The sequence below is a fragment of the Pseudomonas sp. RC2C2 genome (assembly GCF_018390435.1).
GTDB classification, from domain to species: Bacteria; Pseudomonadota; Gammaproteobacteria; order Pseudomonadales; family Pseudomonadaceae; genus Aquipseudomonas; species Aquipseudomonas donghuensis.
In genome coordinates, this window is the sequence record NZ_JAHBAX010000001.1 from 784,211 (window position 1) to 801,297 (window position 17,087).

Genomic DNA, 17,087 nt, shown 5'->3' on the forward strand with positions numbered 1-17,087 from the left:
GTGGGAGCGGGCTTGACCCGCGATGAGGCCATCAATAGCGACCCAGCTCTACCTGCTCGCCACTGATCCGCACCGGCCACACCTGCAAGGCCTGCCGCGGATCCTCCAGGCAACGCCCGTCACGCAAGCAGAAATGCTGCTTGTACAACGGTGCCGCCACCACCAACTCGCCCTTGAGCTCCCCCACCAGCCCGCGGCCGATCACATTGGCCCCTGACTTGGGGTCGTGGTTGTCCACGGCAAACAGTGGCGTGGCATGCCCGGGCAGGTAGAACAGCGCCACCTGGCGGCCGTCGAACCACACCACCACCCCGGACTGGGCGATCAGGTCGGTACGGCTGCAGACCGCCTGCCAGTGTTGCGCCTGAACAGTTATCGCAGCGTTGGACTGGCTCATCAAAGCACCTCCTCGGTGGTCGGGATCAAGTGAAGTTCGCCGGCGCCGATGGGCCGGCGCTGGCCGCGTTCGCGGACAAAGTGCACACCCGGGTCCGGGCGCTGGTCGTTGACGAAGGTACGGAAGCGCTTGAGTTTCTCCGGGTCTTTGAGGGCATTGGCCCACTCGCACTCGTAGCGGTCGACCACCAGCTGCATCTGCGCTTCCAGTTCTGCGCCCAGGCCCAGGCTGTCGTCGAGGATCACCTGCTTGAGGTAGTCCAGGCCGCCCTCCAGGCTTTCGCGCCACACCGAGGTGCGCTGCAGCTTGTCGGCGGTACGGATGTAGAACATCAGCACGCGGTCGATGATGCGGATCAGGCTGGCGTCGTCCAGGTCGGTGGCGAACAGTTCGGCATGCCGCGGGCGCATGCCGCCGTTGCCGCAGATGTACAGGTTCCAGCCTTTCTCGGTAGCGATCACGCCGATGTCCTTGCTCTGTGCCTCGGCGCATTCGCGGGTGCAGCCGGACACCGCGAACTTGAGCTTGTGCGGCGAACGCAGGCCCTTGTAGCGGTCTTCCAGGGTCAGGGCCATCTGTACGCTGTCCTGTACGCCGTAGCGGCACCAGGTACTGCCCACGCAGGACTTCACTGTGCGCGTCGACTTGCCGTAGGCGTGGCCGGTCTCGAAGCCTGCGGCAATCAGTTCGGCCCAGATTTCTGGCAATTCATGCAGCTGGGCGCCGAACAGGTCGATGCGCTGGCCGCCGGTGATCTTGGTATAGAGGTCGTATTTTTTCGCCACTTCGCCGATGACGATCAGCTTCTCGGGGGTGATCTCGCCGCCGGGAATCCGCGGCACCACCGAGTAGGTGCCGTTCTTCTGCATGTTGGCCATGAAGGTGTCGTTGGTGTCCTGCAGTGGTACCAGCGACGGGTCCATGATCGGTTGGTTCCAGCACGAGGCGAGAATCGAGCCGATCGTGGGTTTGCAGATATCGCAGCCGACATGGCCGCGACCATGCCTGGCGAGCATCTCGTCAAAACTGAGGATGCCCTCGACCCGCACCAGCGCGTACAGCTCCTGGCGGGTGTAGGCGAAGTGCTCGCAGAGGCTCTTGTCGACGCTGACCCCACGGGCGATCAGTTCATGCTCGAACACCTGCTTGAGCAACGCCGCACAACCACCGCAACCGGTGCAGGCCTTGGTCTGCTGCTTGAGCTCGCCGAGGTCGCCGCAACCGTTGTCGATAGCCGCGCAGACCGCGCCCTTGCTGACGTTGTGGCAGGAGCAGAGGGTCGCGCTGGCGGGCAAGGCATCGACGCCCAGTGCCGGCGCGCCGGCCGACTGCGGCAGGATCAGGCCGGCCGGGTCGGCTGGCAGGGCAATGCCGTTCTGCACGTATTGCAGCAAGGTGTCGTAGTAGCTGTTGTCGCCGACCAGCACCGCGCCGATCACCTGTTTGCCGCTGGCATCGACCACCAGCCGGCGATAGGCCGATGTGGCTTCGTCGATAAAGCGATAGCTGCGTGCGCCCGGCGTAGCGCCGTGAGCGTCGCCGATGGAGCCGACATCGACGCCGAGCAGTTTGAGCTTGGTCGACATGTCGGCACCGGTAAAATTGCCAGCGTCTTCACCGGCCAGGGCCGCCGCGACATTGCGCGCCATGCTGTAGCCCGGCGCGACCAGGCCGAATACGCTGCCGTTCCATGAGGCACATTCGCCAATGGCGAAGATCCGTGGGTCGCTGCTGCGACACGCGCTGTCGATCACCACCCCGCCGCGCGGCGCGATTTCCAGGCCGCTGCTGCGACCCAGGGCGTCCTGTGGGCGGATACCGGCGGAGAACACGATCAGGTCGGTTTCAAGAAACTCGCCGCCGTCGAAGTTCATCCGGTAGCGATAGTCTTCACCGGCAACGATGGCCTGGGTCGCCCGCGACAGGTGCACGCCAACCCCCAGGGCTTCGATCTGCGCACGCAAGGCCGCGCCGCCTTCGGCATCCAGTTGCACCGGCATCAAGCGCGGGGCGAACTCCACCACGTGGGCCTCCAGGCCCAAGGACTTCAAGGCATTGGCCGCCTCAAGGCCGAGCAGGCCACCGCCGACCACCACGCCACGGCGGGCACTGCTGGCGGCGGCGCGGATGGCATCGAGATCATCGAGGGTGCGATAGACCAGGCGCGCCGCCCCGTGCGAGCCTTCAATCGGCGGCACGAACGGATAGGAGCCGGTGGCCAGGACCAGTTGATCATAAGGGTAGCGCCCGGTGCGGGTGACCACTTCGCAGCGTTCGCGGTCGATCTCCAGGACCGGCTCACCCAGGTGCAGGTGGATGCCGTGCCCGGCGTACAAACCCGCCTCGCCCAGCGCCAGGGTCTCGGCATCACTGCCACTGAAGTACTCCGACAGGTGCACACGGTCGTAGGCGCGCTGGCGCTCTTCGCCGAACACCCGCACCTGGAAGCGGCCCAGGGCACCGCGTTCGATCAGTTGCTCGATGCAGTGATGACCGACCATGCCGTTGCCGACGATGATCAGCTGTTGCCGCGCTTCGATGCTGGTAAACCCATTCATACCCGATCCTCACTCAAGGCCATTCACGGTGGCTTTGCTGCTGGGGGCCAACCCCGAAAAACAAAAAAGGCGCCTGGAGCCGAAGCTCCAGGCGCCTTTGCCTGGTCGTTTTATGTAGTCCCGGTTGCGAATCGCCATTGACCCGCGAGGACGTTGTAAGCAAGCAAAAGCAGGTAGCGTGCCAACTGCCAAAGTCTTTGAAACCGGGGGTTCTACGCTATCCGTCCGGGCCGTTATCGACCCAGGCTGGTGCAGCCCTCCCCCTTATGGGGCGCTCAGTAGACGTCACGCAGGTAGCGCTTGGCGCGGCTCAGTTCGCTGACATAGGCCTCGGCCCGCTCCACACTCATGCCGCCGTGCTGATGAACCGCCTGCTTGAGCGCCGCATCGACGTCCCTGGCCATGCGCTCGGCGTCACCACAGACATACAAGTGCCCGCCCTCCTCCAGCCAGCGCCAGAGTTCGGCGCCGTGTTCGAGCATGCGCTGCTGGACGTAGATCTTCTGCGCCTGGTCGCGGGAGAACGCGGTGTCCAGGCGGCTCAGGTGGCCGTCCCGCTGCCAGGCCAGCAGCTCGTCGCGGTAGTAGAAGTCCGTGGCCGCTTGCTGCTCACCGAACAGCAGCCAGTTGCGGCCTGTGGCACCCTCGGCCTGACGCTCCTGAAGAAACGCCCGGAACGGCGCCACACCGGTGCCGGGGCCAACCATGATCACCGGCGCCGAGCTGTCACTGGGCAGGCGAAAGTGCGCGGTCGGCTGGCTGAAGATTTCTACCCGGCCGGGCTCGCTGCGGTCGGCCAGGTAGGTCGAGCACACGCCCTTGCGCTGGCCGTAACGGACGGTGGAAACCGTCAGGTGCACCTGATGCGGATGCAGCTTCTGGCTTGAGCTGATCGAGTACAGCCGCGGCTGCAAGGGTTTTAGCAGGCCCAACCAGCTATCCAGGCTCAGCTCGGGTTTGCACGCGTGCACCAGGTCGATCAGCTGTTTGCCCCACAGCCAGTCCTTGAGCGCAGCCTTGTTGTGCGGTGCAAGCAACTCGCGCAGTTGCTCATTGCCAACCGCGAAGGCCTCGAGCAATGGCGGCGTGATGCGGGCGATCTCCAGGTGCTCCAGCAGCGCCTCGGCCAACGGCATGTCGGCCTGGCCCTTGAGGCTGATGCAGCGGCTGCCATCGAAGCGGGTGGCGGTCAGCAGTTCGTCGACCAACGCCGGGCAGTTGCGCGGCCATACACCCAGGGCGTCACCGGACTGATAAGTGAAACCGCTGTCGCCCAGGTCGAATACCAGTTGGCGGGTTTCCTTGAGCGCGCCGGGGCCATTGAGCAGGCGATTGCCGACCAGGGTCGTTGCCAGCGGCCTGGTTTTACTGAAGCCGGTTGCGGCCGGCGCTGCCACTGGCGCTTCGAGCAGCAGCTCGCCGTGGCCCAGTTTGCCCAGCAGCGCCTGCAACCATTGCCCGGCCGGTTCATTGAGATCGCCCTCGCAATCGACCCTGTCCAGCAAGCGCTCAGCCCCCAGTTCTGCCAGGCGCTGATCGAGCTTGCGACCAAACCCGCAGAACTGTTCATAGCTGGAATCCCCCAGGGCCAGCACCGCATAGGGCACACCGGCGCAGCGTTGGGAGTGCTCACCATGCAGGCCACGCCAGAACGCCGCGCCGCTGTCCGGCGCGTCACCGTCGCCAAAGGTACTGGCGATCAGCAGCAGGCTGGCGGGATTGTCCAGTTGCTCCACAGCCACGTCTTCCATGCAGCGCAACTGGACCGGCAAGCCGACCTGGCGCAAGCGCTCGGCGCACTGTTCGGCCAGGGCCTGACCGTTGCCGGTTTGCGAGGCCCAGAGCAGCAGGTGCTTGTCCTGTACCGAGGCGTGCTGCTGATCGACCTGGACGGCCTCGATACGTTCGCCAGCGACCCGGCTCAGGGCCACCGCGCAGTACTTGAAGGCCGGTTGCAGCGACAGCGGATCGACCGCGTCGCTGGTCAGCGCATTGATCGCCAGGTTGTCGCCGTAGACGTCGTTCCAGTGAAACGGCGCAAAGCAGTTGCCCGCCAGTACCCGGGTGGTGATCCGTGCCGGCAGCAGCGCCTGCCCGCGGCGTGAACGGATCTGCACCTGATCCTTTTCAGCGATGCCCAGGCGCTCGGCATCGTCCGGATGAATCTCCACGAACGGCCCGGGGTCGAGCTTGTTCAACGCCGCCACCTTGCCGGTCTTGGTCAGGGTGTGCCACTGGTGCTGGACCCGGCCGGTGTTGAGCACTAGCGGAAAGTCAGCGTCTGGCCGTTCGGCGCTGGGCAGGCAAGGCCGGGCAAAGAAGCGTGCCTTGCCGCTGGGGGTGGGAAAGGCAATGGCAGGCACCTGGCCTTGCGCATCACGCAGCAGGACCTGGCTGACACCGTCGTTGCGATAGCGCAGCGGGCTGCGATCATGCTCGCGTCCGGGTTCACACGGCCACTGCTGCGCTGCCTCGCGCAAGCCGGCATAGCTGACGCCGCGCACATCGTAGCCGGTGGCCGGGTTCCAGGCCTGACGCAGCTCGTCGAACACCGCCTCGGCATTGGCGTAGCTGAACGCCTCGGCGTAGCCCATGGCACAGGCGATACGGGCAATGATCTGCCAGTCGGGCAAACTCTCGCCCGGCGCCTCGACGGCCTGGTTCATCAGGGTCAGGTTGCGCTCGGAGTTGACCATCACCCCCTCGCCCTCGGCCCACAAGGCGGCGGGCAGGAGGATATCGGCGTAGCGATTGGTCTCGGTGTCGAGGAAGGCATCCTGGGTGATCACCAACTGCGCCGCCTGCAAGCCTTCGATCACCTGCTGGCGGTTGGCGACGCTGGCCACCGGGTTGCTGCAGATGATCCAACAGGCCTTGATCTGCCCGGCCGCCAGGCTTTCGAACAGCGCCACCGTGCCGTCACCGGCTTCGCTGCGCAGGCTGCCGGCTGGGATCTGCCAGAGCTGCTCGACGAAGGCACGATCTGCCGCGACCAGCGCCGAACGCTGCCCTGGCAGGCCGGGGCCCATGTAACCCATTTCGCGCCCACCCATGGCATTGGGCTGGCCGGTCAGCGAAAACGGCCCGCTGCCCGGCCGGCAAATGGCGCCGGTGGCCAGGTGCAGGTTGCACAGGGCGTTGGTCTGCCAGGTGCCATGGATGCTCTGGTTCAGGCCCATGGTCCAGCAACTCATCCACTCCGGGGCCTGGCCGATCCACGTTGCAGCTTGGCGGATATCGACTTCGCGCAGCCCGGTGATGGCGGCGACCCGCTCAGGTGTGTAGTCCTCGAGAAAGGCCGGCATCGCCTCCCAGCCTTCGGTGTAGCGCTGGATGAAATCGGCGTCGCACTGGCCGTTCTGCCGCAATAGATAAAGCAGGCCATTGAGCAGCGCCAGGTCGGTGCCTGGCTTGATCTGCAGGAACAGGTCGGCCTTGGCAGCGGTGGCGCTGTGCCTGGGGTCGACGACGATCAGCCGCGCGCCGGCCTTGAGCCGGTCGAGCAGGCGCAAGAACAGGATCGGGTGACAATCGGCCATGTTCGCGCCAATCACGAAAAACACCTCGGCGCGATCAAAATCCTGGTAGCTGCCCGGCGGCCCATCGGCGCCCAGCGACAGTTTGTAGCCGCTGCTGGCACTGGCCATGCACAGGCGCGAGTTGGACTCGATATGCCGGCTGCGGACAAAGCCCTTGGCCAGTTTGTTGATCAGGTACTGGGCCTCCAACGACATCTGTCCGGAGACATAGAACCCCAGGGCGTCGGGCCCATGCTCATCAATAATCGCCCGCAGGCGCTGCGCGGCCTGTTCGATGGCGGTCTGCATGCCGCGCTGCACCGGGTCGCGCTGACGCTGGTCACGCAAGTAGGCGTGCTCCATGCGCCCGGACTCGCGCAGCGGTTGATGGGCGGTCAGGCCCTTGGTGCACAGGCGGCCAAAGTTGCTGGGGTGCTGTTTGTCGCCACTGACCTTGGTCACCCGCCCGCCTTCCACGGTCATGACGATGCCACAACCGACGCCACAATACGGGCACACGCTGCGCACGCTGGTGCTGCTCATCGGCCTACCTCCTGATTGCGCAAACAAAAAGGCGCCCTGCTGCCCCGGCTTGAATCAACAAGCGGGGGCAACACGGCGCCTTTGTCGTGAACGGGGCAATCTGCGTTGATTGCCGGATGTTCAAGCTATAGCAAGGGCCGCGCCAGAATCGGCAAGGCCTTGCTGTGCGGGGCTCGGGCACTCACCGGCGGCTGCCAGGCTGCACCGCATTGGGCCCGCTTGCACCATCGGATGGCACAGCCAGCAGGCGTGGCCGTATCATTGGCGTACATTCAAAGAGACGAAATACCTTCCCCCATGAGCCAAGTGGTCCTGAAAAACGCCGAACAGCTGGCCCTGATGCGCACTGCCGGCCAGTTGCTGAGCCAGGTGTTCGCCCACCTCGACAATTTCATCGCCCCCGGGGTCAGCACCCTGCAGATCAACGACCGGGCCGAGGCGTTCATCGTCGATGTGCTCAAGGCGCGACCGGCGAGCAAGGGCCAGTACGGCTTTGCCTATTCGCTGAACACCTCGGTCGACCACGTGGTGTGCCACGGCGTGCCGCACACCGATGAGGTGCTCAAGGCGGGCTCCATCGTCAACGTCGACATCACCCTGGAGCAAGGCGGCTACATTGCCGACTCATCGAAGATGTACTGCCTGGGACAGATCGATGCCGCCGCCCGGCGACTGGTCGACACCACCTATGCCGCGCTCTGGCAAGGCATTCGCCACGTGCGCCCCGGCGCGACCCTGGGCGATATCGGCCACGCCATCCAGCGCCACGCCGAAACCGCTGGCTACAACGTGGTGCGTGAGTACTGCGGCCACGGCATCGGCCGGCAGATGCACGAGGCGCCCGAAGTGTTGCACTACGGCCACCCGGGCAGCGGCCTGCCGCTCAAGCCCGGCATGGTGTTCACCATCGAGCCGATGATCAACCAGGGCGGACGTGGCGTGCGCACCCTCAAGGACGGCTGGACGGTGATCACCCGCGACCGCAGCCTGTCGGCGCAATGGGAACACACCATTGCCGTCACCGCCGACGGTTTTGAAGTGCTGACCCTGCGCGAAGAAGAGCGCGCCATGCTGGCCAGCGCTTAACGCAGCGAATCCGGTTTGCCGCGCACCGCGCGGCTCTCTACAATCCGCGCCATTACGGCCGGCACCCGCACACTCCCCTACCGGCCCCGGAGCTTTTTCATGGAAGAAATCGAGCAGCACTGGCTGTACGCCCTTTCCGCGCCCATGGTCGCCCTCAATGGCGCCAGCTACACCGCAGCGACTTACTTCGAACTCGACGAGGAGGACGGGGCCGACCTGAAAAAGTGGTGGGGCATCACCAATCGCCAGGAGCTGCTGGACATCCTCAGCATGGCCGACACCGGCCACGCCCATCGGGTCAAGGACGCCTACTGGCAAGCCGCGCGCTGCCTGCCCAGCGAATGGCAGCAGGTGCTTGAGCTGTTGAGCCCACGCCAACGCGTCGAGTACCAGTTCGCCCTGCGTACCCTCGCCGACTGCGGCCAGGGCGGCGTACGCGCCTGGGACATCGGGCGCATGAGCTACCTGCTGCGCGCCGGCCTGCGCAGGGGCTACGTCAGCCTCGATGAAAGCCTCTGGCTGCACGGCCGCCTGGCCCTGCGTGCACGCCACTACTACAACGACTGGGACCGCTACCTGGCCGGTTACCTGTGTGGCAGGGCGCTGTGGAACTGCTCCAGCAGCAGCGACGAGGAACTGGCCCGGAGCCTGGAACGCCAGGGCAGCGAACACAGGAACCGTTGCATCATGATAAACCTGAGCCAAGATTCCCTGGGCTTTTTCGCCAGCATCCCCTGGGACCTGCCGCTGAACCTGCCTGAACGCCCTGACACCCTGCCGAAGGATTGCTGGTCATGAGCTGCTGGATTCGCCTGGGCATCGAGCCGACCAACGATCCCGATGTCATCCGCGGCGCTTACCGCGCACTGTTGCCGCAGCACCACCCGGAAACCGACCCGCAAGGTTTCCAGGCCCTGCGCGAAGCCTATGAGCACGCCCTGCGCCTGGCCCGCGACGAGCAGGATGAGGACCTTGAGCACGACGATCCGGTGCCTGCGCGCAATACACTGATCGAACAGACCATGGCGGACTTCGCCAAGCTGCTCGCCGACCCGACCCGACGCTTCGATCCGCCGGCCTGGCAGGCCTTCATCGATGGTTTCAGCAGCTTGACCCTGGGTGACCAGGAACAGATCAGCTGGCACCTTTTGTACAACCTGATGGAGGCCGGCCCGTTGTCGCACGCCTGCGTGCAGCTGATGGCCACTCACCTGGGCTGGGAAAACGAAGTGCTGCGTCTGGAGGATCCGCGCCAGGCCGACGAATTCCTCGAAAGTATCAGCGAGCCAGACCCGTTCGACACCCGCGTGATGAAACACTGGTCGGCCGAAGCGCAGGTCGAAGCCCTGTGGTTCGCCAGGAACCTGGATTACTTCTACCATAACCGGCCGCTGTTCGAATTCGAGAGCTTCGCCACCCTGCACACCTGCATGCCGTTCCCGGATGACCAGGCCTATATCCAGCGCCTGTTGGCGCAGCTGTGCCAGGCCGGCATCGGCAACACCTGCTTCTTTGCCTTGATCGCCGAGCAACAACGCCAGGCCCCGGACGATATCGACCTGCTGTATATGCTCGCCTGCCAGGCCAGCGACACCGGCCAGGTAGAGCTGGCCCGCCAGTGCTGGACCCGCCTGTGGCGCGAACACCAGTACCCGGAAGCCGCCCGCTGGTTGCTGAACCTGTGCGCCAAGCACCAACCGCAGCGCCTGCCGCTGCTGATCCAGGCCATGGATCGCCTGGATCCGGTATACGAATGGCCGCAAGACCCGAACGACCCTGGGCAGATCTGGGGCAGCCCGTCGCAGCGCCCGGAAACCGTGACGCGCTTGGTCGAAGCCGCGCGTAACGAGTACGAAGGTATCGCCGGGATTTACGTCAAATGGTACCTGGACGGCGAAGATGAACTGCCGCTGCTGGCCTGGCTGCTCGACGATCAGCCGGACCGTCAGTTGCAGCGCCTGTACCGCCACGCCTGGGCCCTGACCCGCGGTGACAGCGGCCTGCTGCGGCAGATCCTGGACGAACCGCTGGGCGATGATCCGCTGGAGATCCTGATCCTCGAAGGCTTCAAGTACCAGGCCGAGCAACAGTTGCGCTGGCTCAACCAGTCGCCGCTGGCCCTGGCCCTGACCGCCTTCATCAACAGCCCTTCGGCGCACCCGCAACTGCCCGAAGTGCTGCGCGAAGGCAACGGCCTGTCGGTGGCCCGCGACTGGCTGCGGCGGGTGCGCAGCTACCCGGCCGCAACCCTGCCCAAGCTCACCGAACTGATCAAGCCGGGCAACCTGATGCCCGAGCCCTATGGCGTACAGCTGCTTTCGGAGCTGGCCGAGGCTGGTATCGAGCTGCCGCGCCCGCCTGCCGACGACGGCCTGTGGACCTGGCACCGGCAGAACCTGTTCATGCTCGCCCTGATCGATGAACCCGAGCGTTGGCTGGCGATGGTGCCGACGCAACTGCTGGCAAGCCTGCCGTATGCGCCTGGCCATCCGTTCGCCGGGTTGCAGCAGTTGCTGCTACGCCTGCAGAGCCAGCAAGGCAACGTCAATGGCCTGCTGGGCTGGCTGGACGACAACGACCCGCTGCAGCACTTTATCAGCCAGCGCCTGCTCACCGTGCAACAAGCCCTGGACAGCGCCAAGCTGCCCAGCAACCTGCAACTGTATGCCTGCCTGGAGCACGACCCGCACGCGTTTGACGATGACGTGCTGGGCATGATGGTGCTGTGCGGCATTCTCTATCACGACCCGAGCCTGAGCGCCGAGCAGCATGGCAGCCTGCTGCGGCGCATTTCCACCCTGACCTGCCCGGACGCCTGGTTCGAACCGTTTCGCAGCGGCCTGATCAAGGGCGAACCGGTGCGCCCGCCACGCAAGGTGCTGGAAGAAGACGAGCTGATCAACAGCACGCTGTTCTACAGCATGCTCGACGCCCTCAAGAACCTGGCACGCTACGGCAGCGCCGGGGTACCGCGGGCCAAGGTGCTCAAGGAGCTGCAGCGCGGCAAGGATTACCCGGGCATGGACGCCGGCATTCGCGCAGCACTGACGGCATTGCTGTCGTGGTCTGAGCGTCTGCTGCTGGCCAATACCGGCAGCCAGCCGGTACCGGCCTCGCACCTATGGAAACTGGGCAGCCGCCTGGGTCGCAAGGGCTATGGCGTACAGGTGGTCGGCAGCGTCTTGCTCGGGCCGATCCTCACCCTGACGGCCAGCACTTCGCTCGGGCAGGCCTTCTTCGGCCTGTTGTTCTTCGGCCTGCTCGGCAGTGCCACCCTGCGCCGTCTGCACGATATTGGCCGGGGCATCCCGACGATGATCATCTTCGCGATGCTGCTCCCGTTCCTGCACTTCTTGCCGTTGGTGCTGCTGATACTGCCAGGCGAACCGCTGCCCAACCGCTACGGTGTGCCGCCCGTCCATCAGCCACAGGACAGCCTGGACAGTGGCCTGCAAGCCGCCCTGCGGCGGCTCAACGGTCAGTAACGCAGTTCGTCCAGCGCCTCGATGAGGCGCTGGCGAGCGTTGGCGATCTCTGTCGAGTGCTGGCCGGCCAGGATCGCGCTGAACTCCTTGAGCCAGTCACCGATCAAGTCGCGGTCATCGCCCAGGGTCTGCGACCAGGCGCGCTCCAGGCGGGCCAGCAAGGTCCGGTTGGGCAATGCGTCGCGCGGGTGGATCTTCAGCCCTGCAAGGCGCGCATGGCTGGCTTGGCGCGCTTCTTCATCCAGCCCGGTAGGGCTGCGATCGATCACGTGGCTGAACTGCTCGCCAGTACCCGGCAAGGTGACATCGACTTCCAGCAGGCCGTTGATGTCGTAGCTAAAACGCACGTCCAGGCGCTGGAGCTTGCCGTTTGGCGTCAGCGGGACCTTGAAGGAGTCGACAAAGATGTTGTCTTCGACACTCGGTCGCTCGCCCTGATAGACCCGGATGCTGATCATTTTCTGTTCAATGTGGGTGCTATAGAACGGCTTGATCCGTGAAGTCGGAATCACGGTATTGCGGTCGATGATCGGCGCAAAGATCTCGCTCTGGTATTCACCATCCACTGCGGCGATACCCAGGGTGTAGGGGCAGACATCGGTGAGGATCAGCTCTTCGATCGCCGAATCGCGCGCCTTGCACGCCGCCTGGGTGGCGGCGCCGAGGGCAACGATGGTGTCCGGGTCGAGGTGGCGGTAAGGCAGGCGGCCGAACAGGGTCGAGACCATCTGCTGGATCACCGGCATGCGCGTGGCACCGCCGACCAGCACCAGGCTGTCGAGGTCACTGGCGCGCAGGCGCGCATCGCGCAGGGCCTGCTCGATCGGCGCACGAATCCGCGCCAGCAAAGGCGCCCAGATCTTCTGCGCACGGGCTTCATCCAGCGACCACTGGCGGCTGACGCCGTCACCGTTCCAGCTCAAGTGCTGCTCGCCCTCGCCCAGTTTGCACTTGAGCTGCTCGATGGCATCGGCAAGGCTGGCCAGGGCCTGGGGCGCAAGCATCGCGGGCTTGAGTTGCCAGTCCTGCAGGCAGGCCTGCAGCAAGGCGGCGGTAAAGTCTTCGCCACCGAGGAAGTTGTCGCCGGTCGAGGCATGCACCTCGATCAGCGGTAGCGCGTACTCCAGCACCGTGACGTCAAACGTGCCGCCGCCAAGATCGAAGATCAGCGTGCGCTCGAACTTCTGCTCGTGCAGGCCGTAAGCCATGGCCGCAGCCGTCGGTTCGTTGATCAGGCGCTGGACTTTCAGCCCGGCAAGCTCGGCGGCAAAGCTGGTGCGCTTGCGCTGCTCGTCGCTGAAGTAAGCCGGCACGGAAATCACCGCTTCGCTGATCGGGCAGCCGAGAAAAGCTTCGGCATCGGCCTTGAGCGAGCCGAGCACCAGCGCCGACAGTTCTTCGGGGCTGAAGGTCTGGTCACCGAGCGTGATCTTTTTTTCGCTGCCCATGAAGCGTTTGAAGGCGGCTGCGGTACGTTGCGGGTGGGTGGTCAGGCGCGAGCGCGCAGCCTTGCCGACCAGGATGCTGCCGTCTTCGTCGAGGCTGACCACCGAAGGAGTGAGCACGTCGCCGAGGGCATTGGGAATCAGTTGTGCCCGGCCATCTTGCCAGACCGCCACCAGGCTGTTGGTGGTACCCAGGTCGATACCCAGCATTGGCGCCGGGGAAGTGCTTGCATCCTGCATGTTCGATCTCTTGCTCAGAAGTGGGGCTGGCACGGAGAAAACAGTAGCGTCCCAGCGTACTGGTGGATTCTGGACGAATTCCAGAAACAAAAAAAGCGACCCTAAGGTCGCTTTCTTTGTGGCTTCCGGGTGTTCAGTGGGCCCTGGAAGCTAAATATGGCGCAGCGGACGGGACTCGAACCCGCGACCCCCGGCGTGACAGGCCGGTATTCTAACCGACTGAACTACCGCTGCGCGATACACTGAGAAGTGGTGGGTGATGACGGGATCGAACCGCCGACCCTCTGCTTGTAAGGCAGATGCTCTCCCGGCTGAGCTAATCACCCTTCGTCTCGGTGTGGCGCGCATTCTACGGAGCACCGCACACTCTGGCAAGTACTTTTTTAAAAAAAATTTTCAGGCGTTCCAAAGACTTAGCGGACTTGGCCTGAAGCGCCCGCTCGGAGAATAATGCCCTCCTTATGTGTTGAGGAGAGATTCACCCCATGTGGTTCAAAAACCTGCTGACCTACCGCCTGACCCAGGACATCCCGTTCGACCCCGAGGCACTGGAAACCGCTCTGGCCAGCAAGCCGGCTCGCCCATGCGCCAGCCAGGAGTTGACCACTTATGGCTTCATCGCCCCGTTCGGCAAAGGTGAAGACGCACCGCTGGTGCATGTCAGCGGTGACTTCCTGCTGATCGCCGCACGTAAAGAAGAACGCATTCTGCCGGGCAGCGTGGTGCGCGATGCGGTCAAGGAGAAGATCGACGAGATCGAAGCCGAGCAGATGCGCAAGGTCTATAAGAAGGAGCGCGACCAGATCAAGGACGAGATCATCCAGGCCTTCCTGCCGCGCGCCTTTATTCGTCGCTCGATGATCTTCGCCGCCATCGCCCCCAAGCAAGGCCTGATCCTGGTCAATTCGGCCAGCGCCAAGCGTGCCGAAGACCTGCTGTCGACCCTGCGTGAAGTCATCGGCTCGCTGCCGGTGCGCCCGGTGACCGTGAAGATCGCCCCGAGCGCGACCATGACCGACTGGGTCAAGACCCAGCAGGCCGCGCCTGACTTCTATGTACTGGATGAGTGCGAGCTGCGCGACACCCACGAAGACGGCGGCATCGTCCGTTGCAAGCGCCAGGACCTGACCAGCGACGAGATCCAGTTGCACCTGGGCACCGGTAAGGTCGTGACGCAACTGTCGCTGGCCTGGCAGGACAAACTGTCGTTCGTGCTCGACGACAAGATGGTCATCAAGCGCCTGCGCTTTGAAGAGCTGCTGCAGGACCAGGCTGAAGAAGACGGCGGCGACGAGGCCCTGGGCCAGCTCGATGCCAGCTTCACCCTGATGATGCTGACCTTTGGCGAGTTCCTGCCGGCGCTGTTCGAGGCGTTGGGAGGAGAAGAAATCCCGCAGGGGATCTGACTTCAAGCTGCAAGCTTCAAGCTGCAAGAAAGAGCAACAGCCACGCGCGCTGCCTTTGCTTGCAGCTTGTCGCTTGCAGCTGATAGCTTATGCCCCCTGTGAGGACGGCCTCACGACGCACCGCGTGACCATTCCGGGGACGGCCCCATCACTTGATGGAGACTCTGCATGTCCTGGATCATCCTGTTTTTCGCCGGCCTGTTCGAAGTCGGCTGGGCCGTCGGTCTGAAGTACACCGACGGCTTTTCCCGCCCCCTGCCCACCGTACTGACCGTTGCCGCGATGGTCATCAGCCTCGGCCTGCTGGGCCTGGCCATGAAAGAACTGCCGCTGGGCACTGCCTACGCAATCTGGACCGGCGTCGGCGCAGTCGGCACGGTGATCGCCGGGATCATCCTGTTCGGTGAATCCATGCCCCTGGTACGGCTGGTCAGCGTGGCGCTGATCATCTGCGGCCTGGTCGGGCTCAAGGTCAGCACCAGCTGACCCTGCCCCGCCGCTTCAGCGTGAGTCGCCGCGCAGTGCGCTGACCCGCTCACGCAGCATTGCCGGCTCTGCCGCTTCCACCGGGACGGCAGAACCGGCCACCAGGGTCACCCGCGACCACAAGCGGCGAAAGAAGCCCTTGGCCGGATCGCGGCTGAAGAAACTCCCCCACAGGCCCTGCAACGCCATCGGAATCACCGGCACCGGTGTCTGCTCGATGATCCGGCTGAGGCCGCCCTTGAACTCGTCGATTTCACCGTCGCTGGTCAGCTTGCCCTCGGGGAAGATGCACACCAGTTCACCGTCAGCCAGGTAAGCGGCAATCTGCTTGAACGCCCGTTCGTAGGTCTCGATATCTTCACTGCGCCCGGCAATCGGAATCGCCCCGGCGGTACGGAAGATGAAGTTGAGCACCGGCAAGCGGTAGATCTTGTAGTACATGACAAAGCGAATCGGCCGGCGCACCGCGCCACCGATCAGCAACGCATCGACGAACGACACGTGGTTGCAGACCAACAGTGCTGCGCCCTGATCAGGAATCTGCTGCAGGTCACGGTGCTCGACGCGGTACATGGAATGGCTGAGCAGCCAGATCATGAAACGCATGGTGAACTCGGGGACGATGCGGAAGATATAGAAATTCACCGCGATGTTGAGCAGCGACACCACCAGGAACAGCTGCGGAATGCTCAGTTCCAAGAAGCTCAGCAGCACCACGCTGAAGATCGCCGAGACCACCATGAACAGTGCGTTAAGGATGTTGTTGGCGGCAATCACCCGCGAACGCTGGTCTTGCGGGGTGCGCGACTGGATCAGTGCATACAGCGGCACGATATAGAAGCCGCCGAACACACCCAGACCGAGAATCGACCCCAGCACCCACCAGGCCTGGGCGATGCCCAGTACCGCCAGCCAGTCGTACGGCGCGGCCGCCGGCAGGATCTCGCCGGAGTGCCACCACCAGAGCAGGCCGAACAGGCTCAGGCCGAAGGAGCCGAACGGCACCAGGCCGATTTCCACCTTGTGCCCGCTCATGCGCTCGCACAACAGCGAACCGACGGCGATGCCCACCGAGAACAGGGTAAGGATCAGGGTCACCACGGTCTCGTCGCCGTGCAGCCATTGCTGGGCGTAACCGGGGATTTGCGTCAGGTACACCGCGCCAATGAACCAGAACCACGAGTTGCCGACGATCGAGCGCGACACCGCAGGCGTCTGCTTGAGGCCCATGCGCAGGGTGGCCAGGGTCTGGTTGGCGATGTTCCAGTTGATTTTCAGCTCCGGCGTAGAAGCTGCGGCGCGCGGAATGCCACGACTGGCCAGGTAGCCCAGCAGCGCCACCAGCACCACCGCCGATGACGCCCAGACGCCGTAATCGGCGCTGGACATCAGTACCCCGGCACAAATAGTACCGGCGAGGATCGCCAGGAAGGTGCCCATTTCCACCAGGCCGTTGCCGCCGACCAGCTCTTCCTCGCGCAGGGCCTGGGGCATGATCGAGTACTTCACCGGGCCGAACATGGCCGAGTGGGTGCCCATGCCGAACAACGCCAGGAGCATCAGCAAGGGTATCTGGGTCATGATGCCAATGGCACCGACCGCCATGATCGCGATCTCGGCCAGCTTGATCACGCGGATCAGCGCGTCCTTGGCGTACTTCTCACCGAACTGCCCGGCCAGCGCCGAGAACAGGAAGAACGGCAGGATGAACATCAACGCGCAGGCGTTGACCCAGATGGCAGTGTCCTGGCCGTGGGGGCTGGCGATCTTGTAGAGAAACAGCAGGATGACCGACTGCTTGAACAGGTTGTCGTTGAACGCACCCAGCGACTGGGTGACGAAGAACGGCAAAAAGCGCCGTTTGCCAAGCAGGCTGAATTGTGAAGATTGACTCATCGTCCGTGTACCTGAGTGAGGCTTTGT

Annotated in this window: 10 protein-coding genes and 2 tRNA genes; 5 read left to right on the plus strand and 7 right to left on the minus strand. The window is 64.2% G+C overall.

Annotation, left to right across the window (positions count from 1 at the left end; translation table 11 throughout):
* Positions 1-31: 31 nt before the first annotated feature.
* The 3 genes from nirD to KHO53_RS03645 all read right to left on the minus strand — a co-directional run bounded on the left by nirD (position 32) and on the right by KHO53_RS03645 (position 7,016).
* Positions 32-397: a nitrite reductase small subunit NirD gene (gene nirD / locus KHO53_RS03635; RefSeq protein WP_213569994.1), complete on the minus strand. Its 366-nt coding sequence runs from the start codon at positions 395-397 to the stop codon at positions 32-34.
* Positions 397-2,955, minus strand: a complete 2,559-nt coding sequence (gene nirB / locus KHO53_RS03640; protein ID WP_213569995.1) for a nitrite reductase large subunit NirB — start codon at positions 2,953-2,955, stop codon at positions 397-399. Before nirB ends, nirD begins: the two co-directional genes overlap by 1 nt.
* A 275-nt stretch (positions 2,956-3,230) precedes the next feature.
* Entirely contained in the window at positions 3,231-7,016 is a 3,786-nt protein-coding gene (locus KHO53_RS03645) for a bifunctional nitrate reductase/sulfite reductase flavoprotein subunit alpha (protein ID WP_213569996.1), read from the minus strand.
* Between the two features lie 297 nt (positions 7,017-7,313).
* On the opposite strand from KHO53_RS03645, the gene map reads away from it, so the two are divergent.
* The 3 genes from map (at position 7,314) to KHO53_RS03660 (ending at position 11,587) form a co-directional block, all read left to right on the plus strand.
* Complete coding sequence (gene map / locus KHO53_RS03650; RefSeq protein ID WP_213569997.1) at positions 7,314-8,102, plus strand: type I methionyl aminopeptidase; 789 nt, start codon at positions 7,314-7,316, stop codon at positions 8,100-8,102.
* A gap of 99 nt (positions 8,103-8,201) precedes the next feature.
* Positions 8,202-8,900, plus strand: a complete 699-nt coding sequence (locus KHO53_RS03655; protein ID WP_100782154.1) for a DUF1266 domain-containing protein — start codon at positions 8,202-8,204, stop codon at positions 8,898-8,900.
* A complete protein-coding gene (locus tag KHO53_RS03660; RefSeq protein ID WP_213569998.1) occupies positions 8,897-11,587 on the plus strand; it encodes a DUF805 domain-containing protein in 2,691 nt (896 codons plus the stop codon). The genes KHO53_RS03655 and KHO53_RS03660 overlap by 4 nt, the downstream gene beginning before the upstream one ends.
* On the opposite strand, the gene KHO53_RS03665 is transcribed toward KHO53_RS03660, so the two are convergent.
* From KHO53_RS03665 to KHO53_RS03675, 3 genes are all read right to left on the minus strand, one after another.
* A complete protein-coding gene (locus KHO53_RS03665; protein ID WP_159389034.1) occupies positions 11,581-13,272 on the minus strand; it encodes a molecular chaperone HscC in 1,692 nt (563 codons plus the stop codon). The two genes, KHO53_RS03660 and KHO53_RS03665, sit on opposite strands and share 7 nt — an antisense overlap.
* Positions 13,273-13,429: 157 nt before the next feature.
* A tRNA-Asp gene (locus KHO53_RS03670) sits at positions 13,430-13,506 on the minus strand.
* 16 nt (positions 13,507-13,522) lie between these two features.
* A tRNA-Val gene (locus tag KHO53_RS03675) sits at positions 13,523-13,598 on the minus strand.
* Between the two features lie 159 nt (positions 13,599-13,757).
* On the opposite strand from KHO53_RS03675, the gene rdgC reads away from it, so the two are divergent.
* Together rdgC and sugE are read left to right on the plus strand one after the other, a co-directional pair.
* Complete coding sequence (gene rdgC, locus KHO53_RS03680) at positions 13,758-14,678, plus strand: recombination-associated protein RdgC (protein WP_010224252.1); 921 nt, start codon at positions 13,758-13,760, stop codon at positions 14,676-14,678.
* A 168-nt stretch (positions 14,679-14,846) separates the two neighbouring features.
* Entirely contained in the window at positions 14,847-15,164 is a 318-nt protein-coding gene (gene sugE, locus KHO53_RS03685; protein ID WP_213569999.1) for a quaternary ammonium compound efflux SMR transporter SugE, read from the plus strand.
* Between the two features lie 15 nt (positions 15,165-15,179).
* Here sugE and KHO53_RS03690 read toward each other — a convergent pair whose 3' ends face one another.
* Positions 15,180-17,060: an MFS transporter gene (locus KHO53_RS03690; protein ID WP_010224256.1), complete on the minus strand. Its 1,881-nt coding sequence runs from the start codon at positions 17,058-17,060 to the stop codon at positions 15,180-15,182.
* Positions 17,061-17,087: the final 27 nt, after the last annotated feature.

What these genes read in the sequence shown, in the direction of transcription:
- KHO53_RS03655 (WP_100782154.1), top strand. Translation starts at nt 8,202, where the DNA reads ATGGAAGAAATCGAGCAGCACTGGCTGTACGCCCTTTCCGCGCCCATG.
- nirD (WP_213569994.1), bottom strand. Translation starts at nt 397, where the DNA reads ATGAGCCAGTCCAACGCTGCGATAACTGTTCAGGCGCAACACTGGCAG.
- rdgC (WP_010224252.1), top strand. Translation starts at nt 13,758, where the DNA reads ATGTGGTTCAAAAACCTGCTGACCTACCGCCTGACCCAGGACATCCCG.
- map (WP_213569997.1), top strand. Translation starts at nt 7,314, where the DNA reads ATGAGCCAAGTGGTCCTGAAAAACGCCGAACAGCTGGCCCTGATGCGC.
- nirB (WP_213569995.1), bottom strand. Translation starts at nt 2,955, where the DNA reads ATGAATGGGTTTACCAGCATCGAAGCGCGGCAACAGCTGATCATCGTC.
- sugE (WP_213569999.1), top strand. Translation starts at nt 14,847, where the DNA reads ATGTCCTGGATCATCCTGTTTTTCGCCGGCCTGTTCGAAGTCGGCTGG.
- KHO53_RS03665 (WP_159389034.1), bottom strand. Translation starts at nt 13,272, where the DNA reads ATGCAGGATGCAAGCACTTCCCCGGCGCCAATGCTGGGTATCGACCTG.
- KHO53_RS03690 (WP_010224256.1), bottom strand. Translation starts at nt 17,060, where the DNA reads ATGAGTCAATCTTCACAATTCAGCCTGCTTGGCAAACGGCGCTTTTTG.
- KHO53_RS03660 (WP_213569998.1), top strand. Translation starts at nt 8,897, where the DNA reads ATGAGCTGCTGGATTCGCCTGGGCATCGAGCCGACCAACGATCCCGAT.
- KHO53_RS03645 (WP_213569996.1), bottom strand. Translation starts at nt 7,016, where the DNA reads ATGAGCAGCACCAGCGTGCGCAGCGTGTGCCCGTATTGTGGCGTCGGT.